Source organism: Muriicola sp. SD30, from assembly GCF_041205185.1.
Lineage (GTDB): Bacteria > Bacteroidota > Bacteroidia > Flavobacteriales > Flavobacteriaceae > Muriicola.
Map to the genome: position 1 here is coordinate 566,281 of NZ_JBGEWB010000001.1, position 18,609 is coordinate 584,889.

At 43.3% G+C, this 18,609-nt stretch carries 19 protein-coding genes; 6 read left to right on the top strand and 13 right to left on the bottom strand.

The features are described 5' to 3' along the window. Nucleotides 1-3: 3 nt before the first annotated feature. From AB8P51_RS02535 to AB8P51_RS02595, 13 genes are all read right to left on the bottom strand, one after another. On the bottom strand, nucleotides 4-1,500 hold the full coding sequence (locus tag AB8P51_RS02535; RefSeq protein ID WP_369747198.1) for a M20/M25/M40 family metallo-hydrolase: 1,497 nt from the start codon (nucleotides 1,498-1,500) through the stop codon (nucleotides 4-6). 49 nt (nucleotides 1,501-1,549) lie between these two features. Further along, a complete protein-coding gene (locus AB8P51_RS02540; protein WP_369747199.1) occupies nucleotides 1,550-1,771 on the bottom strand; it encodes a hypothetical protein in 222 nt (73 codons plus the stop codon). A 2-nt stretch (nucleotides 1,772-1,773) separates the two neighbouring features. Continuing rightward, a complete protein-coding gene (gene trpA, locus AB8P51_RS02545; RefSeq protein ID WP_369747200.1) occupies nucleotides 1,774-2,538 on the bottom strand; it encodes a tryptophan synthase subunit alpha in 765 nt (254 codons plus the stop codon). A 33-nt stretch (nucleotides 2,539-2,571) separates the two neighbouring features. After that, entirely contained in the window at nucleotides 2,572-3,756 is a 1,185-nt protein-coding gene (trpB, locus tag AB8P51_RS02550) for a tryptophan synthase subunit beta (RefSeq protein ID WP_369747201.1), read from the bottom strand. Nucleotides 3,757-3,758: 2 nt separating this feature from the next. After that, nucleotides 3,759-4,418 (bottom strand): phosphoribosylanthranilate isomerase, encoded by a 660-nt coding sequence (locus AB8P51_RS02555; RefSeq protein ID WP_369747202.1) that lies wholly within the window; start codon nucleotides 4,416-4,418, stop codon nucleotides 3,759-3,761. Then, complete coding sequence (gene trpC / locus AB8P51_RS02560; protein ID WP_369747203.1) at nucleotides 4,415-5,200, bottom strand: indole-3-glycerol phosphate synthase TrpC; 786 nt, start codon at nucleotides 5,198-5,200, stop codon at nucleotides 4,415-4,417. Before trpC ends, AB8P51_RS02555 begins: the two co-directional genes overlap by 4 nt. Beyond that, nucleotides 5,200-6,192 (bottom strand): anthranilate phosphoribosyltransferase, encoded by a 993-nt coding sequence (gene trpD / locus AB8P51_RS02565; RefSeq protein ID WP_369747204.1) that lies wholly within the window; start codon nucleotides 6,190-6,192, stop codon nucleotides 5,200-5,202. The genes trpC and trpD overlap by 1 nt, the downstream gene beginning before the upstream one ends. Next, complete coding sequence (locus AB8P51_RS02570) at nucleotides 6,189-6,758, bottom strand: aminodeoxychorismate/anthranilate synthase component II (RefSeq protein ID WP_369747206.1); 570 nt, start codon at nucleotides 6,756-6,758, stop codon at nucleotides 6,189-6,191. The genes trpD and AB8P51_RS02570 overlap by 4 nt, the downstream gene beginning before the upstream one ends. Before the next feature lies 1 nt (nucleotide 6,759). Continuing rightward, the gene (locus AB8P51_RS02575; protein WP_369747207.1) at nucleotides 6,760-8,157 is read right to left on the bottom strand and encodes an anthranilate synthase component I family protein; all 1,398 of its coding nucleotides are present in this window, start codon (nucleotides 8,155-8,157) and stop codon (nucleotides 6,760-6,762) included. Nucleotides 8,158-8,398: 241 nt separating this feature from the next. Beyond that, entirely contained in the window at nucleotides 8,399-9,940 is a 1,542-nt protein-coding gene (locus tag AB8P51_RS02580; RefSeq protein WP_369747208.1) for an aryl-sulfate sulfotransferase, read from the bottom strand. Between the two features lie 109 nt (nucleotides 9,941-10,049). Next, a complete protein-coding gene (locus AB8P51_RS02585; protein WP_369747209.1) occupies nucleotides 10,050-10,631 on the bottom strand; it encodes a YceI family protein in 582 nt (193 codons plus the stop codon). Between the two features lie 36 nt (nucleotides 10,632-10,667). After that, nucleotides 10,668-11,300, bottom strand: a complete 633-nt coding sequence (locus tag AB8P51_RS02590) for an NAD(P)H-dependent oxidoreductase (RefSeq protein ID WP_369747210.1) — start codon at nucleotides 11,298-11,300, stop codon at nucleotides 10,668-10,670. Between the two features lie 8 nt (nucleotides 11,301-11,308). Beyond that, nucleotides 11,309-11,755 (bottom strand): MarR family winged helix-turn-helix transcriptional regulator, encoded by a 447-nt coding sequence (locus tag AB8P51_RS02595; protein ID WP_369747211.1) that lies wholly within the window; start codon nucleotides 11,753-11,755, stop codon nucleotides 11,309-11,311. 182 nt (nucleotides 11,756-11,937) lie between these two features. On the opposite strand from AB8P51_RS02595, the gene AB8P51_RS02600 reads away from it, so the two are divergent. From AB8P51_RS02600 to AB8P51_RS02625, 6 genes are all read left to right on the top strand, one after another. Next, on the top strand, nucleotides 11,938-12,246 hold the full coding sequence (locus AB8P51_RS02600; RefSeq protein ID WP_369747212.1) for a rhodanese-like domain-containing protein: 309 nt from the start codon (nucleotides 11,938-11,940) through the stop codon (nucleotides 12,244-12,246). Nucleotides 12,247-12,302: 56 nt separating this feature from the next. Continuing rightward, nucleotides 12,303-13,583: a DUF2851 family protein gene (locus AB8P51_RS02605; protein WP_369747213.1), complete on the top strand. Its 1,281-nt coding sequence runs from the start codon at nucleotides 12,303-12,305 to the stop codon at nucleotides 13,581-13,583. A 12-nt stretch (nucleotides 13,584-13,595) separates the two neighbouring features. Further along, complete coding sequence (locus tag AB8P51_RS02610; protein ID WP_369747214.1) at nucleotides 13,596-13,823, top strand: PspC domain-containing protein; 228 nt, start codon at nucleotides 13,596-13,598, stop codon at nucleotides 13,821-13,823. A 1-nt stretch (nucleotide 13,824) separates the two neighbouring features. Next, entirely contained in the window at nucleotides 13,825-14,835 is a 1,011-nt protein-coding gene (locus AB8P51_RS02615; RefSeq protein ID WP_369747215.1) for a TrkA family potassium uptake protein, read from the top strand. A 91-nt stretch (nucleotides 14,836-14,926) separates the two neighbouring features. Then, nucleotides 14,927-16,990 (top strand): amino acid carrier protein, encoded by a 2,064-nt coding sequence (locus AB8P51_RS02620; RefSeq protein WP_369747216.1) that lies wholly within the window; start codon nucleotides 14,927-14,929, stop codon nucleotides 16,988-16,990. Beyond that, nucleotides 16,987-18,600, top strand: a complete 1,614-nt coding sequence (locus AB8P51_RS02625) for an alanine/glycine:cation symporter family protein (protein ID WP_369747217.1) — start codon at nucleotides 16,987-16,989, stop codon at nucleotides 18,598-18,600. The genes AB8P51_RS02620 and AB8P51_RS02625 overlap by 4 nt, the downstream gene beginning before the upstream one ends. Nucleotides 18,601-18,609: the final 9 nt, after the last annotated feature.

Sequence of the window (18,609 nt, forward strand, 5' to 3'; positions counted from 1 at the left end):
TTGTTACAGGGTGTTGCTCAGAATTTGATAAAATGCCTGAATACCATAGGCGAGTTGCCCAATCCTGAGATTTTCATTCGGACTGTGCTGGTTGTTATCCGGATTTACCATGGGAACGATAAAAGCCGGGATCTGCAATTCATTTACAAAGGGGGCGATTGGCACTGTACCTCCCATAATCCTGATTTGAACCACTTCCTTATCAAAAGCATTCGCCAGACTACGGACTAAAAAATCACCGTATTTATTCTTCAAATCAGTCCTGAAAGCATCAGTTACAGGTCCTTCCTTCACAGTTATGAGCCTGGGGTAATTTAAGCGCTCTTCCCGGGTAGGGATGGAGTCGGTTACATAAAAGCCCTGCTCTTTAATAAAAGAACGAACCAGCTTTTTAAGAGTAGTGCCATCAGACTCCGGTACGAGTCGGATATCGATTTCGGCTGTAGCAGTAGCAGGAACAATGGTCCTGGCTTTTTCTCCAATCCAGCCCGACCCCAATCCGCGGATATTCAGGGAAGGGTATTGCAGCGATTCCTGGTAAAAGCCACCTACTTTATCGGGGGTGTTGATGGCCAGATGTTCTTTAATCTTTGAATCGTCATCGGGTACGCTTTTTAAAACAGCCATGGTAGCCTCATCGATCTCAATCCCCTTGTAAAAACCTGGGATGATCACTTTTCCATCAGCATCTTTCATCCCTGCCAGTAGTTGCGCCAGCTGAAATCCCGGGTTAGGGGCATAATTTCCGTAATGGCCGCTGTGTTGAGGTAATTCAGGCCCGTAGGTGGTAAGACTCAAGGATGTTATACCACGGCAACCGTAAACCACGGTTGGGCTGCCCGAGGGATGCACAGGTCCATCATTAATTATAAGAAAATCGGCGGCCAGAAGATCCTTGTAAACCTTAACTGCTTTAGGCAATGGCTTACTGCTTTTTTCTTCCTCCCCATCGAGGATGACCTTGATATTGAACGGGATTTCTTTGTTATCCTTCTGCAGTAAATCAATGGCATTCAGTAACATTACAATCGGTCCTTTGTCATCCGAAGTAGACCTGCCAAAGAGTCGCCAGTCATAATTGACATCTTCCTGCAAATCATCAAACGGCCTGGACGTAAACACCCCGTTTTCCAGGGATTTTAATTCTACTTTATAGGGATTGGATTGGTTCCATTTTGCAGGATCGACTGATTGCCCGTCAAAATGCATGTAGAATAGTATGGTAGGTTTGTCGTCTTCCATTGGGAGGGCCGCAAAAAAAAGTGGTCTCCCTTCTGTGGGAAGTACAGAAGTATTAAATCCCCTATCATTAAATCGAGTGGTAAGCCAGCTGAGGTTTCGATTGATGTCGGCTTCTTCAAGCGCATCATTAGGGATAGCGACAAATTGGACTAACTCGTCAATGGCATGTCTTACCTGTGATTTTATAGCAATATCGGTCTGGGGATAGGCCATTATCCCAATACAGATAATCGTAATCAATGTAAAAAGCTTCTTCATAGTACCAGGGCTCTAATAAAAAAAATTAAATGTAAACAATTCTCAACTCCTATTGCTTAGGGGTTCTTAATTTAATAATGACTACCCGAAGCAATAATAAAAATGGGGTGCCGTGCAGAAGAAGGTCGAACCAGTCCATAAAAGCCATTCCGGTAGCACCACCGCCTACCCATTTGAGTTTGCCCCAGAGATGAGGTTCGGGGAAATAGGGTGCTAAGCCCAGGGTAAGGCAGAGCAAAAGCATCAATTTCCAGTTATTAAGTAGTTCCAATTTTACGATTTTATGGATTTAATAAAAGAGTCGATTCCCTGGGTTCCTTTTTCGGTCAGCATTTTAATAAAGGCAGAGCCGATGATGGCCCCTTTTGCTTTCGAAGTCGCCTGATTAAAAGTGGCCGAATTACTTATTCCAAACCCGATTATTTGAGGATTTTTTAGTTCCATTGCCGCAATGCGATCAAAATACTCATTTTGCTCCTCACCAAAACCGGACTTGGCCCCGGTGGTACTGGCAGAACTCACCATATAGATAAATCCTTCCGAACCATTATCTATTTTTCTGATTCGATCATCACTTGTCTGAGGTGTGATCAGGAAGATATTGAGTAAACCATGAGCCCTGAAAACCTCCTCGTATTCCTCCTGGTAGACATCCAGGGGAAGGTCGGGGAGAATGAGTCCGTCAATTCCAATCTCCTCACATTTTTCGCAAAATGCTTTTACTCCATACTGAAGAACAGGATTAAAATAACCCATGATAATAAGGGGTATGGATACTGTTTTTCGAATATCCTTTAGTTGTTCAAAGAGGAACTCTGTATGCATTCCATTTCTAAGGGCAGCGGTTGAACTCTCCTGAATGGTAGGTCCGTCGGCCAGGGGGTCGCTGAAGGGCAAACCAATCTCAATCATGTCAACCCCGGATTTCTCCAATCTTTCAATAATGGTTACCGTGTCCTCTAATTCAGGATAACCGGCTGTGAAATAGATCGACAGTAATTTGTGGTCTGCTTTAAGTTTTTCTTGAATTCTGTTCATGTTTTTATCAGATAAACCGGATTTGTCTACTCCCTACAAGTTAAAATAGTCGATATAGGTCTGCAGGTCTTTGTCCCCACGTCCCGATAAGTTGATGACCACTATGTCATCTTCTTTGAATTTTTTATAATCGAATATGGCGAAGGCATGGGAAGTCTCAATAGCGGGGATAATCCCCTCCAGTTTGGAGACCATTAACCCTGCTTCCATAGCTTCTTCGTCGGTGATTGCAATAAATTCGGCCCTACCTGTTTTGTACAAATTGGCATGCATGGGTCCAACCCCGGGATAATCAAGTCCGGCAGAAATTGAGTAAGGTTCTGTGATTTGCCCGTCTGCGGTTTGCATAAGAAGCGTTTTACTCCCATGAATAATCCCTACTTTTCCAAGGGCTGAGGTGGCTGCGCTTTCACCGGAATTCACACCTTTTCCTGCGGCTTCCACGGCTATAATTCCCACTTCTTCATTATCGAGGTAATGGTAATAAGTGCCTGCGGCGTTACTTCCCCCACCAACACAAGCCACAAGATAGTCCGGATTTTCCTTTCCCTCCTTCTCTTTTAGCTGCCATTTAATTTCTTCAGAGATCACGGCCTGAAACCTCGCTACCATATCGGGGTAGGGGTGAGGACCAACCACAGAACCAATGATGTAGTGTGTATCAACAGGATTATTGATCCAGTCGCGTATAGCTTCATTAGTCGCATCTTTTAATGTTCTGCTTCCCGAGAGTGCAGGTCTTACTTCAGCACCCAGCATTTTCATTCGTGCAACATTGGGCGCCTGACGGGCAATGTCGATTTCCCCCATATAGACTATGCACTGAATTCCCATTAACGCACAAACTGTAGCTGTAGCAACACCGTGCTGTCCGGCCCCGGTTTCTGCGATGATGCGGTTCTTTCCTAACTTTTTGGCCATCAGGATTTGCCCGATGGTATTGTTTACCTTATGGGCTCCTGTATGACAAAGATCTTCCCGTTTCAGGTAGATTTTGGTATGATATTTCTCGGATAATCGTTTGGCGAAATAGAGCGGAGTAGGCCTTCCCACATAATCTTTTAATAGTTGATGGAATTCCGACTTAAATTCCGGGTCTTCCATAATACTGAGGTAATTCTGCCGAAGTTCTTCTGTATTGGGATAGAGCATTTCGGGAATAAAAGCTCCCCCAAATTCTCCGTAATAACCTTTCTCATCGGCTTGATATGTATTCATTTTCATTGCTTTAATTTTTTAGTAAAAGCATCTAAGGCTTCTTTTTTCTTTAATCCAGGTTCGATTTCAAAGGCACTGTTTACATCAACAGCATGACATTTTGATGCCAGAGGACTATCGAGGAACTTCTTAAGTTTCTCCAGGTCGTTTAATCCAATTCCGCCGCTCAGAAAAAATGGGGTTTGCAAGGTGTAGGAATTCAGGAGTTCCCAGTTAAACGCATAGCCATTCCCCCCGGGTAACGGACCCTTTGTATCAAATAAAAAGTATTCTACGACCTCCTCATAGGGCTTCAGTTTCTCAAACGGAAAAGAATCACCGACTCCGATAGCCTTGATAATTCCAACGCTCTTCCGGACTGAATCTTTCAATTCATTGATTGTGGATAGCGCCTGTTTCAGCTGGGAACAAAATTCCGGAGTTTCAGCGCCGTGCAATTGAACATAATCCAGTGACATGGCCCGGACTTTTTCAACTATTTCGCGCACAGGGGCATCCACAAATACGCCTACTTTATTCAAGGTTTTGGGGAGGGAGCTGATTTCACCATCAAAAAATCTGGGAGATTTCTCCCATAGGATAAATCCCATATAATCGGGATGCAGATTTGTGATCTCTGCTATATTCTCCGCAAATTTCATCCCGCAAACCTTGATCTTCATAGTTCAAGTGTTTTTATAAATTCGGCAGCCTTCCGCCCTGGATCTTCTGCTACCATAAAGGTTTCCCCGATGAGGAATCCACGATATCCCATTCCCCTCAGTTCACGAATCGACTCAATTTTGGCAAGGCCGCTTTCTGAGACTTTTACAATCTCGCCGGGAATATCGGGAGCCAGTTTTCTGCTGGTTTCAAGGGAGACTTCAAAAGTTTTTAAGTTCCTGTTATTAACTCCTATCATATCGATATCCGGTAGGAGGGACCGTTTTAATTCTGCTTCGTCATGGACTTCCAGTAATACTTCTAAATTCAGTTGGTGTGCCAGATCTGTAAATCTCCTGATCGTATTTTTATCAAGGATGGCCGCAATCAGTAAAATGACGTCGGCGCCGTGGGCCCTGGCTTCAAAGAACTGGTATTCATCGATCATAAAATCTTTTCTCAGCAACGGCAGATTTGTGGTCGCCCTCGCTATTAGCAAATCGTCCAGACTGCCCCCGAAGAAATGTCCATCTGTAAGTACAGACATCCCACAGATACCGGCTTGCTCATAACCTTTAGCTACCTCGTCAACAGGGCTTTGATGGTTGATAACCGATTTTGAAGGGGATCTTCTTTTGAATTCAGCTATAACACCGGATGCACTTTTTCTCAAAGCAGCCGATAGGGATAGAGTAGGGCGTTGAAACAGACGACTAGCCTCCAGCTGATGAACCGGGACCAGCTCTTTTTTTAAAGCGACCTCGCGCTTTTTGTGTTTAACTATTCGTTGAAGGATATCCATTATTTACTAAGTTCTTGAAGTGTTCTCAACGCTTTTAAACCGGCGCCGCTCATCAGGGATTCACGGGCTGAATCAAATCCCTCACTTGGAGTCAGACCCTTGACGGTTGCGATGGCAATACCCGCATTTGCACATACCACATGGTTCTGGGCTTCGGTCCCTTTTCCCTGTAAAATATCGATAAATATCTGAGCTGAGTCTTCTATAGTTGCCCCTCCCCGGATGTCTTCCTTATCAATTTTTGATATACCAAAATCTTCTGGTGAGAGCATGGCTTCGGTTGCATTGGAAATAGTTTTAGTGAGTCCGGTAAGGGAGATCTCGTCATAGCCGTCGAGGGCATGTAAGATGGTATATTTTTTGTCTGTATTCTGATAAAGATACCCGTACATCCGGGCTAATTCGAGATTGAAGACCCCTACGATCTGATTCTTTGGAAAAGCGGGATTAACCATGGGTCCCAGCATATTAAAAAAGGTCTTCACGGCAAGTTCACGGCGTATGGGTGCTACATTCTTCATTGCAGGGTGGAACAGAGGGGCATGGAGAATACAAATCCCGGCAGAATCAATACTCCTGCGTAAAAAATCGGGTTCATTGCTAAACCGGATCCCCAAAAACTCCATCACATTACTGCTTCCACATGTTGAAGAAACACCGTAATTACCGTGCTTAGTTACGTTTATTCCCGCTCCGGCGGTGATAAAAGATGCCAGGGTGGAAATATTAAAGGTGTCCTTGCCGTCCCCACCGGTTCCGCAGAGATCAACAGGATTGTATTCTTCCAGATCGACAGCCAGGCATAGTTCCAGGAGGGCGTCTCTGAAACCTTCCAATTCCTCTATGGTGACACTCCTCATCATATAGACAGTAAGAAAGGCTGCGGTCTGGGAAGGATTGTATTTTCCCTTCGCCATATTAATCAGGATTTGCCTGGCGTCTTCCTTGCTCAGGATTTCCTGGTTGATCAAACGATTTAAAGTCTCTTTCATACCGTACTATGTATCCAGTTATCTAATATTTTTTTGCCCTCGGGAGTCAGTACTGATTCCGGATGAAACTGAACCGCAGACACATCGTACTTCCTGTGTCTCAAAGACATCAACTGACCGTTGGAGTCAAATGATGTTGCGATCAGATCGGCAGGAAGTTGAGGGTCGACTACCCAGGAATGGTATCTGCCAACGACTATTTTTCCAGGAAGACCTTTAAAATTTGGATCTTCTTTTGTGATCTCAATTTCAGTGGCTACCCCGTGGTAAACCTTATCGAGATTGATAAGTCTTCCCCCAAACACTTCACCGATAGCCTGCTGACCCAGACAAACCCCAAAAATACTCTTGGTTGGGGCATAAGTCTCGATAATTTCTTTTAGCAGTCCGGCTTCATCCGGAATTCCCGGCCCCGGAGACAAGACGATTTTATGAAAAGCCTCTACTTCCTTCAGGGTTAGTTTGTCATTCCTTTTTACCACTACTTCGCAATTCAACTCTTCCAGGTAATGAACCAGGTTATAGGTAAAGCTGTCGTAGTTATCGATTACCAATACTTTTGTCATATCAGAGATCTTCAGCGATTTCGAGTGCCTTATTTAAGGCCCCCAGTTTATTATAAGTTTCCTGCAATTCATCCTCCGGGTCCGAGGCTGCAACCAAACCGGCACCGGCCTGGTAATACAGGGTGTGATCCTTACTGAGGAAGGTCCTGATCATAATGGCATGGTTAAAATTGCCATGGAAATCCATGAATCCTATGGCGCCTCCATAATAGCCGCGGTTGGTGGGTTCGTAATCTTCTATCAGTTGCATAGCCCTGTGCTTGGGAGCACCACTAAGGGTTCCTGCCGGGAAAGTATCCGCGACTACTTTTAATGTTGGGATATCTTTTTTCTTCTGAGCACTTACTTTGGATACCAGATGAATAACATGTGAAAAAAACTGAACTTCCCTGTAATTTTCTACATGGACCTCAGAACCGTTTCTGCTGAGATCATTTCGTGCCAGGTCTACCAGCATGACATGCTCACTATTTTCTTTGGCATCTTCTGATAACTTTTTGGCCAGAATGGCGTCCTCCTCATCATTTCCCGTTCTCCGGAAGGTTCCTGCAATTGGGTGGATTTCCGCTTTGCCGTCCTTTACTATAAGCTGTGCCTCAGGGGAGCTGCCAAAGATTTTAAAATTACCGTAATCAAAGTAGAACAGGTATGGGGAAGGGTTGATAGACCTAAGTGCTCTGTAGACATTAAATTCATCCCCCTTAAATTGCTGTGAGAACCGCCTTGAGAGAACCAGCTGGAAAACATCGCCCCGATGACAATGCTCCTTGGCCAGGTTAACAAATTCTTTGAATTTGTCATCCTGGAGATTGGTTTCCCTTTCCCCTGTTTTACTAAAGGTATAGGAAGCAAAATTACGGGCATTGAGTAATTGCTCAATCGCATCCACATTGCTCTCGCACTCATAACAATGGGCAAATATATAAGCTTCGTTTTTAAAGTGATTGATGGCAATGATGTTCTGGTAGACAGCGTAAAAAACATCCGGAATTTGATTCCCGTCGCCCTTTTTTTTGATATCAACGTCTTCAAAATACCTCACGGCGTCGTAGGCAAGATAACCAAACAAACCATTGTTGATGAATTTGAAACCCTGCTCCGATACTTCAAATTGTTTGGCAAAGTTGTCTATAGCACCAGCTACCTCGGTAGTTTCAGTAATTTCGGATTCTTTAAGTGTGCCGTCCGGAAATTCCTCACGGATCTTTTCATCTTCAACCGTAATGGAAGCAATGGGATTGCAACAGATATAGGAAAACGTGTTATCATTTGCCCGGTAATCACTGCTTTCCAGCAGAATGCTGTTGGGGAACTGATCCCGGATCTTGAGATACACGCTAACCGGAGTAATGGTGTCTGCCAGGATTTTCTTGTAATGGGTCTTAAGTTGATACGGCATTTTATTATGCTAAATTCGTTGTGTTTACTAATGCTTAAGAATGCAAAAAGGCTTGTCGTGACAGACAAGCCTTTTCGTACAGTAGTACTTCAATGTGCTTCGCTCACGACATCTGACGTAAGTTACTCCACCACCAAGTATTTACTGTAATTCTTTTCATGGCCTCAAATATAGAAAGGAATTTGAAATATTCAAATCTATTTAAGTGAATCTTGGGAAACTCTTTTTGGTTAATATGTATTTAATATTTCAAGGGCATCCGCTCCGATCTGTAAAGGATGTCTGTTTGGCCCCATGAAGGGGTGCTGTTACCTTTTAAACTCTTTAAATATAGGGTAGCTTCAAAAACTTCCTTTCCACTGCTTCGGTCTACTTCCACAATTTTAGCAGCCAGGCGTCCATTTTCCTTAAGATACCCCGAAGTCACAAGAATATTTTGAGTTTCGGTTAGGTAGTCCACGTCACTTACAATAGTGGAAAAGAAATTAACGCCCCTTTCCTTCCCATACTGCCAAAGCTGTTCTACGGTCTTATTTTCCTGATCTATGCTGTATTCCACAGCTCGTGAATATTGAACTTCGGGCTTGTAATTCCTGTAGGTTCCATTATCAAAAACCAGCAAAGTACCGTCAGGTGTGAGTTTTGGAGCGTGGGTCCCCCATGAAAAGTCGAATTCCTCCGAACTGTCAATCCCCTGCTGGATATTTTCCGGATAGGGTTCTCCTGCGCCATTCACTGCGGTAAGTAGGAAAGGAGCGGTTTCAAATCCATCGCCATTTCTTCCAGACTTCCCCCAGCTTTTTGTCGGAGCCAGAATCCATTGCAGTTGGTTATTCCACGAAATTTTAAAGAGCCCCTGGTTCTTTCCAGAGACGATGATGGAATTATCTCGGGGGTCAAATGCCAGGCCATTCATATGCAGCCAATCTCCTGGTCTGAAGAAATTGAGGTCTTTCCGACTTACATCTAATACTTTTGCGACGTCCCACTCTCTGACAATCTTAGATTTTTTTCGATCGAACAAAATGATAAAATCACTATCCGATTCAACGTAATTACCATCGAGTTTAATAAAGTTATTGCGCTTTCCTACGCAGATAAGTAAATTTCCATCGGGCAGTTCAACCACATCGTGATGCATTCCATAATTATTATTGATGGAAGTTTCCCTGACGATTTTTCCCAGCATGTCAAACTCGTAAATCACATGCCTGCTCACCATCAATATAGTTCCGTCCCTGAGGCGTTGGAAGGGACTTACCATTTTTCCGGCAAAACTCAAGTCGAGATACCACCGTACTTCCCCCTGGTCATCAAAAATTAATGGCCCAGAACTGAATTTACCCCTGTTGGCGAAATGGAAATCGCAGCCGTGCATCCCGGAAGTCATTTTGGTGCGATCCAGTGTGTTAATTACGATTTGGGGAATTCTCGTAGGGAGTTTGCCCGTTTTGATCTCAAGGGTGTCGTGGATCACTCCTCCTTCATACTCCAGTTTTACGGCCACCTGGTTGTTCTTATCAGGGTACAGACCTAGTACTGGTATTTCAGAATTCGTGAACTCTTCATCAAATTGCTGTTCCCATGGAATATCACCCAGAACTTTTACACTTGCTTTTATCGGCTGTTCAGCTTCAATCTTTAAAACTGCAGTCAGCGGAGCAATGTTATTAGGATTTAAAATGGGTTCTACTGAATAATCAAAGCCTGAACTACAACTGCTCAGGATCGATAGGCCAATGAGGGAAATAAAAATTGATGAAATTGTTTTTTTTGGTGTCATCTTTAAAAGCATGCCCAAAAATAGAATTTTGAGATGATATTCTCTGGATACCTTAAAAAAAATCCCGGACAGAAAGATGCCCGGGACTTTAAATTAGAATCTTTATTACTTAGAATTCCAGGTCAACCACAAGATCAAATTCATCGTAGATGGTTTTGTCTCCGAGGTTGTCGAAGAAACTACCTGATCCGTAACGTACGTCGTATTCAGCTCTGTCAATCTTGGCTGTAGCAGTGGCTTTGCTTCCGTAAACTGATACATCAAATGTGATCGGCTTGGTGATACCTTTTATGGTTAGGTCACCGGTAACTTCATATGAATTTTTTCCAACCGCTTTCACTTCGGTAAATACCAGCGTTGAGGATGGATGATTCTCAACACTGAAAAAATCATCTGATTTCAGGTGACCTTCCAGTTTAGCTTTGGATCCGCCTTCCAGATCTGTAGAGATTAAAGAGGTCATGTCTACAGTAAAATTTCCACCCACCAGTTTATCGCCGTCAAAAGACAACTGTCCTTCTTTAAGCTGAACGATTCCGGTATGCGACCCTGTTACTTTATAGGCTTTCCACATTACCGAACTCTCTTCGGTTTTTACTGTTTTGGTGATGACATTTGTCGGTTCGGTAGCTGCAGAGGCAAAACCTCCGAATACAAGAGCCATGGTAATACTAAGAATTGTTTTTTTCATGATTTTAAATTTAATAATTGAACTGTTTTTAAATAATTATATATGTGTAAATAAACTTTCTTTAGGTCTGCGCACCTTTTTAAGGTGCTGGGTTTCGTCCAGTTCTGAACGATATCCCAGAGCAACAACCACAGAGGTTGTCAGATCTTTTCTATCCAGGTTCAGAATGCGGTCGTAAGCCTCTGCTTCAAATCCTTCCAGAGGGCAGGCATCAATATGCATTGCCCCTGCAGCCGAAAGCAGATTGCCCAGGGCCAGATAGGTTTGCTTGGCGGTCCAGTTTTGCTTGTCCTCTTCAGGCAGGTTTACCAGTTTAGACTTCATAAATTCCCCGTAAGCTTTTAAACCTTCTGCGGGAATTTCACGAACATCGCTTACTTCCTTCAGGTAACTGTCAATCAGTTCAGGGCCAAAAGTTTTGATATTGGCAAAGACAAATAAATGGGAGGCGTCTGTGATTTGCGACTGTCCCCACGAGACTTCTCGTAAAGAGCTTCTTATTTCAGCATCAGTGATTACAAATACGTGATATGGCTGAAGTCCAAAGGAGGAGGCACTCAAACGAGTGGCTTCGAGCAATAGTTCGAGATCTCTTGCCGATATTTCTTTTTCGTTGTCGAATTTCTTTGTGGCATACCGCCATTTCAAACTTTCTAAATATGAATTCATAGCAATTTTTAAAATTTATCCAAAAGGGAATTGAGTTGTATTAGTTCTTTTTCATTCAGGGCTAAAACCAGAGATTCCTCGGTCTTCTTTATTACTTCATCCATTTCTAGAAGAAGGGCAAGACCTTTTTCAGTGATCGTTATTTCGACTTTCCTTCGGTTGGCCGCACAAACGGAGCGGTCTACAAGTCCCTTGAGCAGGAGTTTGTCTACCAATCTTGTTGTATTGCTCATTTTAGTTACCATACGCTCATTGAGGGTAGAGAGATTCGCGGGCTTGTCACCCTGACCTCTTAATATCCTCAGAACGTTGAATTGCTGTAATGATACTCCAAAGGGCTTGAGCGCATTGGTAATGGTTTCAACTACCTTGTTATTAACCAGCATCAGGTGTATCAGCGTTCTGCTCGTGAGCGGAATCTCTTTCTTCGTTTTTATAATAGCCTCAACATTCATGTAACTACAAATATTGTATATACAAATGTATTTGATCTTTCTGATTTAAAAAGAATTCGAATGATAAAAATCTGTTAAATTATGTGGGAGTTTTATTCGATGACCTAACAGATTGGATGTCGAACCAACAAATCCTTTCTATATAGGGAAGTATTGCTATTTTTGCAATTCAAAATAGAACCATGGCAGATCTTACTCAGGAAGAATGGACCAAGAAGTTAAGTGAAGACTCTAATGCAGTCATTCTGGATGTGCGTACTCCGGAAGAAATTGAAGAGGGAATTATCAAAGATGCGATGCACATAGATATCTATACAGGGCAGGCGTTTGTTGATGAATTGCAGAAACTCGACAAAAGTAAAAACTATTATGTGTACTGCCGTTCCGGGAATAGGAGCGGGCAGGCTTGTGCTATCATGAACAGTCTGGGTTTTGACAATGCCTACAACCTGCAGGGTGGAGTCCTCGAATGGGAGGGCGACTTGTCCTGATTTACCTACTTTTCTTTTCTGAATTCTGATTGCAGGCTGCGATCTTACATTTACGGATGCATGAGATCATTCTGCACCGTATTTGGGAATCTCAGAATTTTCCCATTAATGCTCTTATCACCACCAGGGGAGAAAGAATACATGTAGTTTCGGCCGGAGAACCCAATTCGCTTTCGGGCCCCGATTTTCACCATTCGAAAATAAGAATTGGTGACAGCGAATGGAGTGGTCATGTGGAATTGCACATAAAGGCTTCAGACTGGTACTTGCATGGACATCACAGAGACGATGCTTATAATACGGTGATTCTTCACATTGTTTGGGAAGCTGATACCGAAGTCCTCCGAAAGGATGGTACCGTGATTCCCACCTTGTCACTTTCTGAGCTTGTTTCGCAAAAAGTGTTGAACAGGGTTCGGAATTCCACTGTCCGAAACCCACCTAAGGAACTAGCTTGTAAAGGATTACTTTCCGGCCTTCCTGATGATATACTGAGTTCATGGAGGGAAGAGCTGTTCTGGCATCGCCTGGAGGTGAAATGCTCTCAAATAGAACTTTGGCTACACGAATCGGATAACGATTGGGAATACGTATTGTTTAAGGCGTTGTTAAAGGGCTTTGGTCTTAATCTCAACGGACAGGCATTTCTCAGCCTGGAACGTGCACTTCCATTTTCCGTATTTCGAAAATTAACACCGGATCCTCTCGCTCTGGAGAGTGTACTCTTCGGCCTGAGTGGTTTGCTGAGAGAGGATAAATGCGACAGTTCATATTTTTCCTCTTTAAAAAGGGAGTATTTGTTTTTAAAAGTAAAATATAATCTGATTGCTGATGCCTGCCAGCATCCTGAATTCTTTTCGCTAAGGCCCCATAATTTTCCAACGATCAGGCTTTCACAATTTGCCCAGTTATATCATAAGAGGCCCAATCTCCTCGATAAGATCAGAAAAGCAGAATCACTGTCGGCATTAAAAAACCTGCTTCATGCCAAGGCCAGTCCGTATTGGAACTCTCACTATACGTTTGGAAGGAAAGGCACTTATAGCGTTAAGGAACTTAGCGATTCTTTTAAGGATATACTCCTTTTAAATGCTGTTTTTCCTATATTAATATGTTACGGTGCATCTGTAGGGAAAGCTGTGTACCTCAGAATAAAACAATGGGCAGAGCAGATGAAAGCAGAAGAGAACAAAGTGATCCGAATATTTAAAAAAGAAGGAATCCTCTCAAGAAATACTCTGGAATCCCAGGCGATAATCCACCTCTATCAAAACTTCTGCAGAAAAAATAAATGTCTACAATGCCACTGGGGCAGTTATTTATTGTATGGAAAATAGTAATTTTAAGGCATGAATTTGTTTTATCGCCTGCTATACTTTTTTCAAAAACGGGGGTTTGAGGTTTCAAGACGAATAGCTGAACGTCTGGGAATAAGAGCCCGAGTTGTGCGTACAACATTTATATATCTGACCTTTGTGACTTTGGGTTTCGGATTTGCTTTGTATCTGTTTTTGGCATTTTGGCTGCGAATAAAAGACTTAATGTACACCAAACGCACTTCAGTTTTTGACCTTTAATATGTTACGACTCTTTCGTTCCAAGATCTACCTGGCCATCGGACTGATGATTACTGTACTGATCATTGGAGTTATGGGATATCGTTATATATCAGATTATAACTGGTTAGATGCCTTGTACATGACGATCATTACGGTAACGACCGTCGGATTTATGGAGGTAAAACCATTAGATGCCGAATCAAAGATTTTTACCGTGATGCTCATTATAAGTAGTGTCATTATCTTTTCCTTTGCGCTTTCGGTAATCTCAGAATACATCCTGAGCAGAAATTCTTTACAACTATTAAAAAAGAAAAAAGTGAGAAATCAAATCAACAGTTTATCTAACCATGTAGTGGTCTGTGGTTTCGGGCGAAATGGAATGCAGGCTGCAGAACGATTAAAGGCTTATAATCGTCCGTTTATTGTCATTGAAAGAGACAGGGATGTCATAGAAAAACATGAAGAGGACGTACTTTTTATTGAAGGCGACGCCAATGAAGACAGTGTATTGATAGAGGCAGGTGTAGAACGTGCCAGTTACTTGATAGCTGCACTTCCGGATGATGCAGAGAATTTGTTTGTCGTTCTTTCAGCCAGACAACTCAATAAAGACCTATTTATCATCAGCAGGGCATCAAAGGTTACTTCTCAAAAAAAATTGCAATTAGGCGGTGCCGATAAGGTGATCATGCCCGATAAGATTGGAGGGGACCATATGGCTTCCCTGGTAGTAATACCAGACCTTATCACCTTTATGGATAAACTCTCGATGGAAGGGGAGCATACTACCAATCTGGAAGAGGTTGCCATCGAAGACTTTTCTGATCAGGTGGAATGTAATTCACTGAGAGATCTCGACCTGAGAAGAAAAACCGGCTGTACTATTATTGGCTATATTGAACCAAATGGCAAGTATATCATCAATCCCGAAGCTGATATGCCGCTGGAACCCAAGAGTAAGGTAATTGTCCTGGGTAGACCCGAACAGATACGGAAACTAAACGAAATGTTCCATATCCAGGCCTGACATTTGGGAAAGAATATTTGATTGGGATTATATTTTTTAGGATATTGCCCGACAGTTCAACCGACTGCCTATTTTAATCCTATATCACTTTATGAAGTTATCTCCTTTCTTTTTTCTGATCTTTTTCAGTGTTTCCATGGTATCACAAGACCTGGACGTCAAAGGCAAGACGATAAATCCATCCGATAATATTAATGACGGGGTGATCCGATTAGAAGTGGAAGGGGGAACGCCTCCTTACACTTATAAATGGAGTAATCAGCAAACTCCCCTTACCTCAAATGCGGCGAGCGGACTCGTAGAAGGAGTACCCTACACGGTAACTGTTAGCGATAATGCGGGAACTTCGGTTACTAATGAATACACCATAGAAACTCAGTCCATTACCGAGATTTTTAATGGGAATATGGCTCCGGCAGTTAGTGCCCTTGGAAGCGTTCTCTTCTGGGACCCATTTGAAGCCACCGGAATTTATGATCCTGTGGTTTATGCCGATGTAAAACTCATAGCCACTCCGGGTTGGTCGGCAACTGTTGAAGACCGTTTTGTATTGAAGCAATGGTTGGTGGAAGAGGGTGCTCATGTTTCGAAAGGACAGGAAATTGCCCTTGTATCGAGCAGGAATGGAACTGTGGATACGGTAAGAACTTTGGCAGATGGAAAACTTAAATACTTGGTAGGCGAGGGGAAAGTGATTTACAATTCAGATAATAAAGAACATGTCATTGAACAAGGGGCTCATTATCTGGCCGAAGTGGAATACGATACCCCCGAGATTATAAGGCATCCAAACGGTGACCCCGTAACAAAGAATATCCCGTTTATTGTGATCTGGCTGGTCCTTGGTGCAACATTCTTCACCATCAGAATGGGCTTTATCAATATCCGGGGATTCAGACATTCTATCAGCCTTGCAAAAGGAAAATACGATGATCCTGATGCACCGGGGCAGGTAACGCACTTTCAGGCCCTGGCTACTGCGGTGTCGGGTACAGTGGGTTTAGGAAATATAGCAGGAGTGGCAGTTGCCGTTTCACTGGGAGGTGCGGGTGCAACCTTCTGGATGATTGTTTGTGGCTTGCTCGGTATGTCTTCCAAGTTCGTGGAATGTACCCTTGGGGTAAAATACCGGGATATCCTTCCTGATGGTCGCGTTTTTGGTGGACCAATGAACTATTTGCGTTATGGCCTTGAAAAAAGGAATATGAAAGGGTTTGGAAAAGTACTGGCAGGTTTATTTGCGGTACTTGCCGTGGGTGCTTCGTTTGGCGGGGGCAACATGTTTCAGGCAAACCAGTCTTTTGAACAACTGGCAGGACAATTTTCAATGCTCGAAGGCAACGGATTCTGGTTTGGCGTTATAACAGCAATCCTGGTTGGGGTAGTCATTATCGGGGGAATCCAAAGTATAGCCAAAGTAACAGGTAGGGTAGTACCAATTATGGCATCCATTTACATCATTGCAGCCCTGGCCGTAATCATTGTGAACATAGAAAATATAGGTCCGGCATTCTCTGCTATCATAGACGGAGCTTTTAGCCCCAGCGCTCTCAAAGGCGGTGTGATCGGGGTGCTGGTTGTAGGATTTCAACGAGCGGCATTCTCTAATGAGGCAGGTGTAGGTTCGGCGGCTATTGCACATAGTACGGCCAAAACAAACAACCCTCCCTCAGAAGGTTTCGTTGCTCTTTTAGAACCCTTTATTGATACGGTTGTTGTTTGTACCCTTACTGCCCTGGTTCTTATTTTTACCGGAATGCACGAAGTGGAGGGCATGGCAGGAGCACAACTTACGTCAGACGCTTTCGGTAGTGTGATTTCCTGGTTTCCTTATGTGCTCGGAATCGCGGTTTTCCTCTTTGCTTTTTCAACAATGATTTCCTGGTCGTATTACGGGATGAGGGCATGGACATATTTGTTTGGAAAGAGCAAACGTTCCGAAATGCTTTACAAAATATTATTCCTTGTGTTTGTGGTAGTAGGTGCTTCAGTGAGTCTGGGTGCCGTTCTCGACTTCTCAGATATGATGATTCTCGCTATGTCATTCCCGAACATTATCGGACTCTACATTATGTCTGGAGAAGTAAAAGGAGATCTTAGGGAATACTGGACCAAACTAAAAAACAATCAACTCTACAAGAAACAAAATACATGAAGAAGCTATTAGTTGCCCTGCTTGCCTTGCTATTACCTTTATCCGGGTTTTCACAGGAAACAGGTGAAATGGGACTTGATGAACGCATCAACGCATGGTTTGAACCTATCACCGCAGTTTGGGAAGCAATTGTATTCTGGCAGGTGCCCGGTACGGGTATTCCTCTGGTAGTGATAATATTAGTCCTTGGTGCTGCCTTCTTTACCCTTTACTTTGGCTTTGTCAATATCAGAAAATTTCCCCTCGCGATCAATGTGGTTCGTGGGAAGTTCGACGAGGTAGAAGGTCCGGATGGACACGGTGTGGAAAAAGCTGAAGTCAATATTGTGGATGGGGATTTACCCGATACGATCAGAGATGAAAGCAAACAGGGAGAAGTAAGTCATTTTCAGGCATTGGCCACTGCAGTTTCAGGGACAGTCGGACTGGGAAATATAGCTGGTGTCGCTCTGGCCATTGCCATTGGCGGACCTGGGGCAACTTTCTGGATGATTGTTTGTGGGTTGATAAGTATGAGCACCAAGTTTGTAGAATGTACACTGGGTGTAAAATACAGGGATGTAGATGAAAATGGAACCGTGTATGGCGGTCCTATGTACTATCTATCCCGCGGTCTTAAGGAGCGTGGTTTTACCAATCTGGGTAAAGTATTGGCTGTTGTTTTCGCAGTTTTATGTGTAGGTGCCTCCTTCGGTGGAGGGAACGCAGTACAGTCTAATCAGGCAGCCGAACAATTGGCAGCCATGATGGGCTTACAAGGAGGATCAACGGGTTTTATCATAGGCGTTATTTTAGCCATTATAGTAGGAATCGTGATCATTGGTGGTATTAAACGTATCGCCTCTGTTACCGAAAAAATAGTGCCTTTTATGGCGGTCATTTATGCCTTGGCATGTTTGGCAGTAATTTTTGCCAATTTCTCATATATCGATGGCGCTTTTGTGCTTATTTTTAAAGGAGCCTTCACCCCTGAGGCCGGACTTGGTGGATTATTCGGGGTGTTGATCGTTGGCTTCAGACGAGCTGTTTTTTCAAACGAAGCAGGAGCAGGTTCGGCGGCCATAGCTCACTCAGCCGTAAAGACAAAATACCCAGCTAGTGAAGGTATTGTTGCTCTTCTCGAACCTTTTATTGATACAGTTGTTATCTGTACGATGACCGCTCTGGTGATTATTTTTTACAACAGTGGCGGCGTATTTGAATACGGAGGCGACGGGGCAGGAAATGTAATCGTCAACGGTGCATCCCTTGGAGGTGTAACATTGACGTCTCTCGCATTCGAATCGGTACTCCCATGGTTTCCGTATGTACTTACCCTGGCAGTTGTTTTATTTGCCATTTCAACCATGATATCCTGGTCTTATTACGGCCTGCAATCCTGGAAATATTTATTCGGACGCAGTAGAACTGCAGATTTAACCTATAAATTGCTGTTCATTGCATTTGTCATCATAGGGGCATCTGCTTCAATGGGCGCTGTCTTTGCCTTTTCCGATGCGATGATTCTGGCTCTTGTTTTCCCTAATATGCTGGGACTGATGTTTCTGTTTCCTAATGTCAGGGATGAACTCGCAAAATACCTGGATGCCATTAAGGCTTTAAAAAAATAAAGGATAAAG

Bases quoted from the DNA above. Each gene is read 5' to 3' on its own strand.
- AB8P51_RS02535 (WP_369747198.1), bottom strand. From the start codon at position 1,500: ATGAAGAAGCTTTTTACATTGATTACGATTATCTGTATTGGGATAATG.
- trpA (WP_369747200.1), bottom strand. From the start codon at position 2,538: ATGAACAGAATTCAAGAAAAACTTAAAGCAGACCACAAATTACTGTCG.
- trpB (WP_369747201.1), bottom strand. From the start codon at position 3,756: ATGAATACATATCAAGCCGATGAGAAAGGTTATTACGGAGAATTTGGG.
- AB8P51_RS02555 (WP_369747202.1), bottom strand. From the start codon at position 4,418: ATGAAGATCAAGGTTTGCGGGATGAAATTTGCGGAGAATATAGCAGAG.
- trpC (WP_369747203.1), bottom strand. From the start codon at position 5,200: ATGGATATCCTTCAACGAATAGTTAAACACAAAAAGCGCGAGGTCGCT.
- trpD (WP_369747204.1), bottom strand. From the start codon at position 6,192: ATGAAAGAGACTTTAAATCGTTTGATCAACCAGGAAATCCTGAGCAAG.
- AB8P51_RS02570 (WP_369747206.1), bottom strand. From the start codon at position 6,758: ATGACAAAAGTATTGGTAATCGATAACTACGACAGCTTTACCTATAAC.
- AB8P51_RS02575 (WP_369747207.1), bottom strand. From the start codon at position 8,157: ATGCCGTATCAACTTAAGACCCATTACAAGAAAATCCTGGCAGACACC.
- AB8P51_RS02580 (WP_369747208.1), bottom strand. From the start codon at position 9,940: ATGACACCAAAAAAAACAATTTCATCAATTTTTATTTCCCTCATTGGC.
- AB8P51_RS02585 (WP_369747209.1), bottom strand. From the start codon at position 10,631: ATGAAAAAAACAATTCTTAGTATTACCATGGCTCTTGTATTCGGAGGT.
- AB8P51_RS02590 (WP_369747210.1), bottom strand. From the start codon at position 11,300: ATGAATTCATATTTAGAAAGTTTGAAATGGCGGTATGCCACAAAGAAA.
- AB8P51_RS02595 (WP_369747211.1), bottom strand. From the start codon at position 11,755: ATGAATGTTGAGGCTATTATAAAAACGAAGAAAGAGATTCCGCTCACG.
- AB8P51_RS02600 (WP_369747212.1), top strand. From the start codon at position 11,938: ATGGCAGATCTTACTCAGGAAGAATGGACCAAGAAGTTAAGTGAAGAC.
- AB8P51_RS02605 (WP_369747213.1), top strand. From the start codon at position 12,303: ATGCATGAGATCATTCTGCACCGTATTTGGGAATCTCAGAATTTTCCC.
- AB8P51_RS02610 (WP_369747214.1), top strand. From the start codon at position 13,596: ATGAATTTGTTTTATCGCCTGCTATACTTTTTTCAAAAACGGGGGTTT.
- AB8P51_RS02615 (WP_369747215.1), top strand. From the start codon at position 13,825: ATGTTACGACTCTTTCGTTCCAAGATCTACCTGGCCATCGGACTGATG.
- AB8P51_RS02620 (WP_369747216.1), top strand. From the start codon at position 14,927: ATGAAGTTATCTCCTTTCTTTTTTCTGATCTTTTTCAGTGTTTCCATG.
- AB8P51_RS02625 (WP_369747217.1), top strand. From the start codon at position 16,987: ATGAAGAAGCTATTAGTTGCCCTGCTTGCCTTGCTATTACCTTTATCC.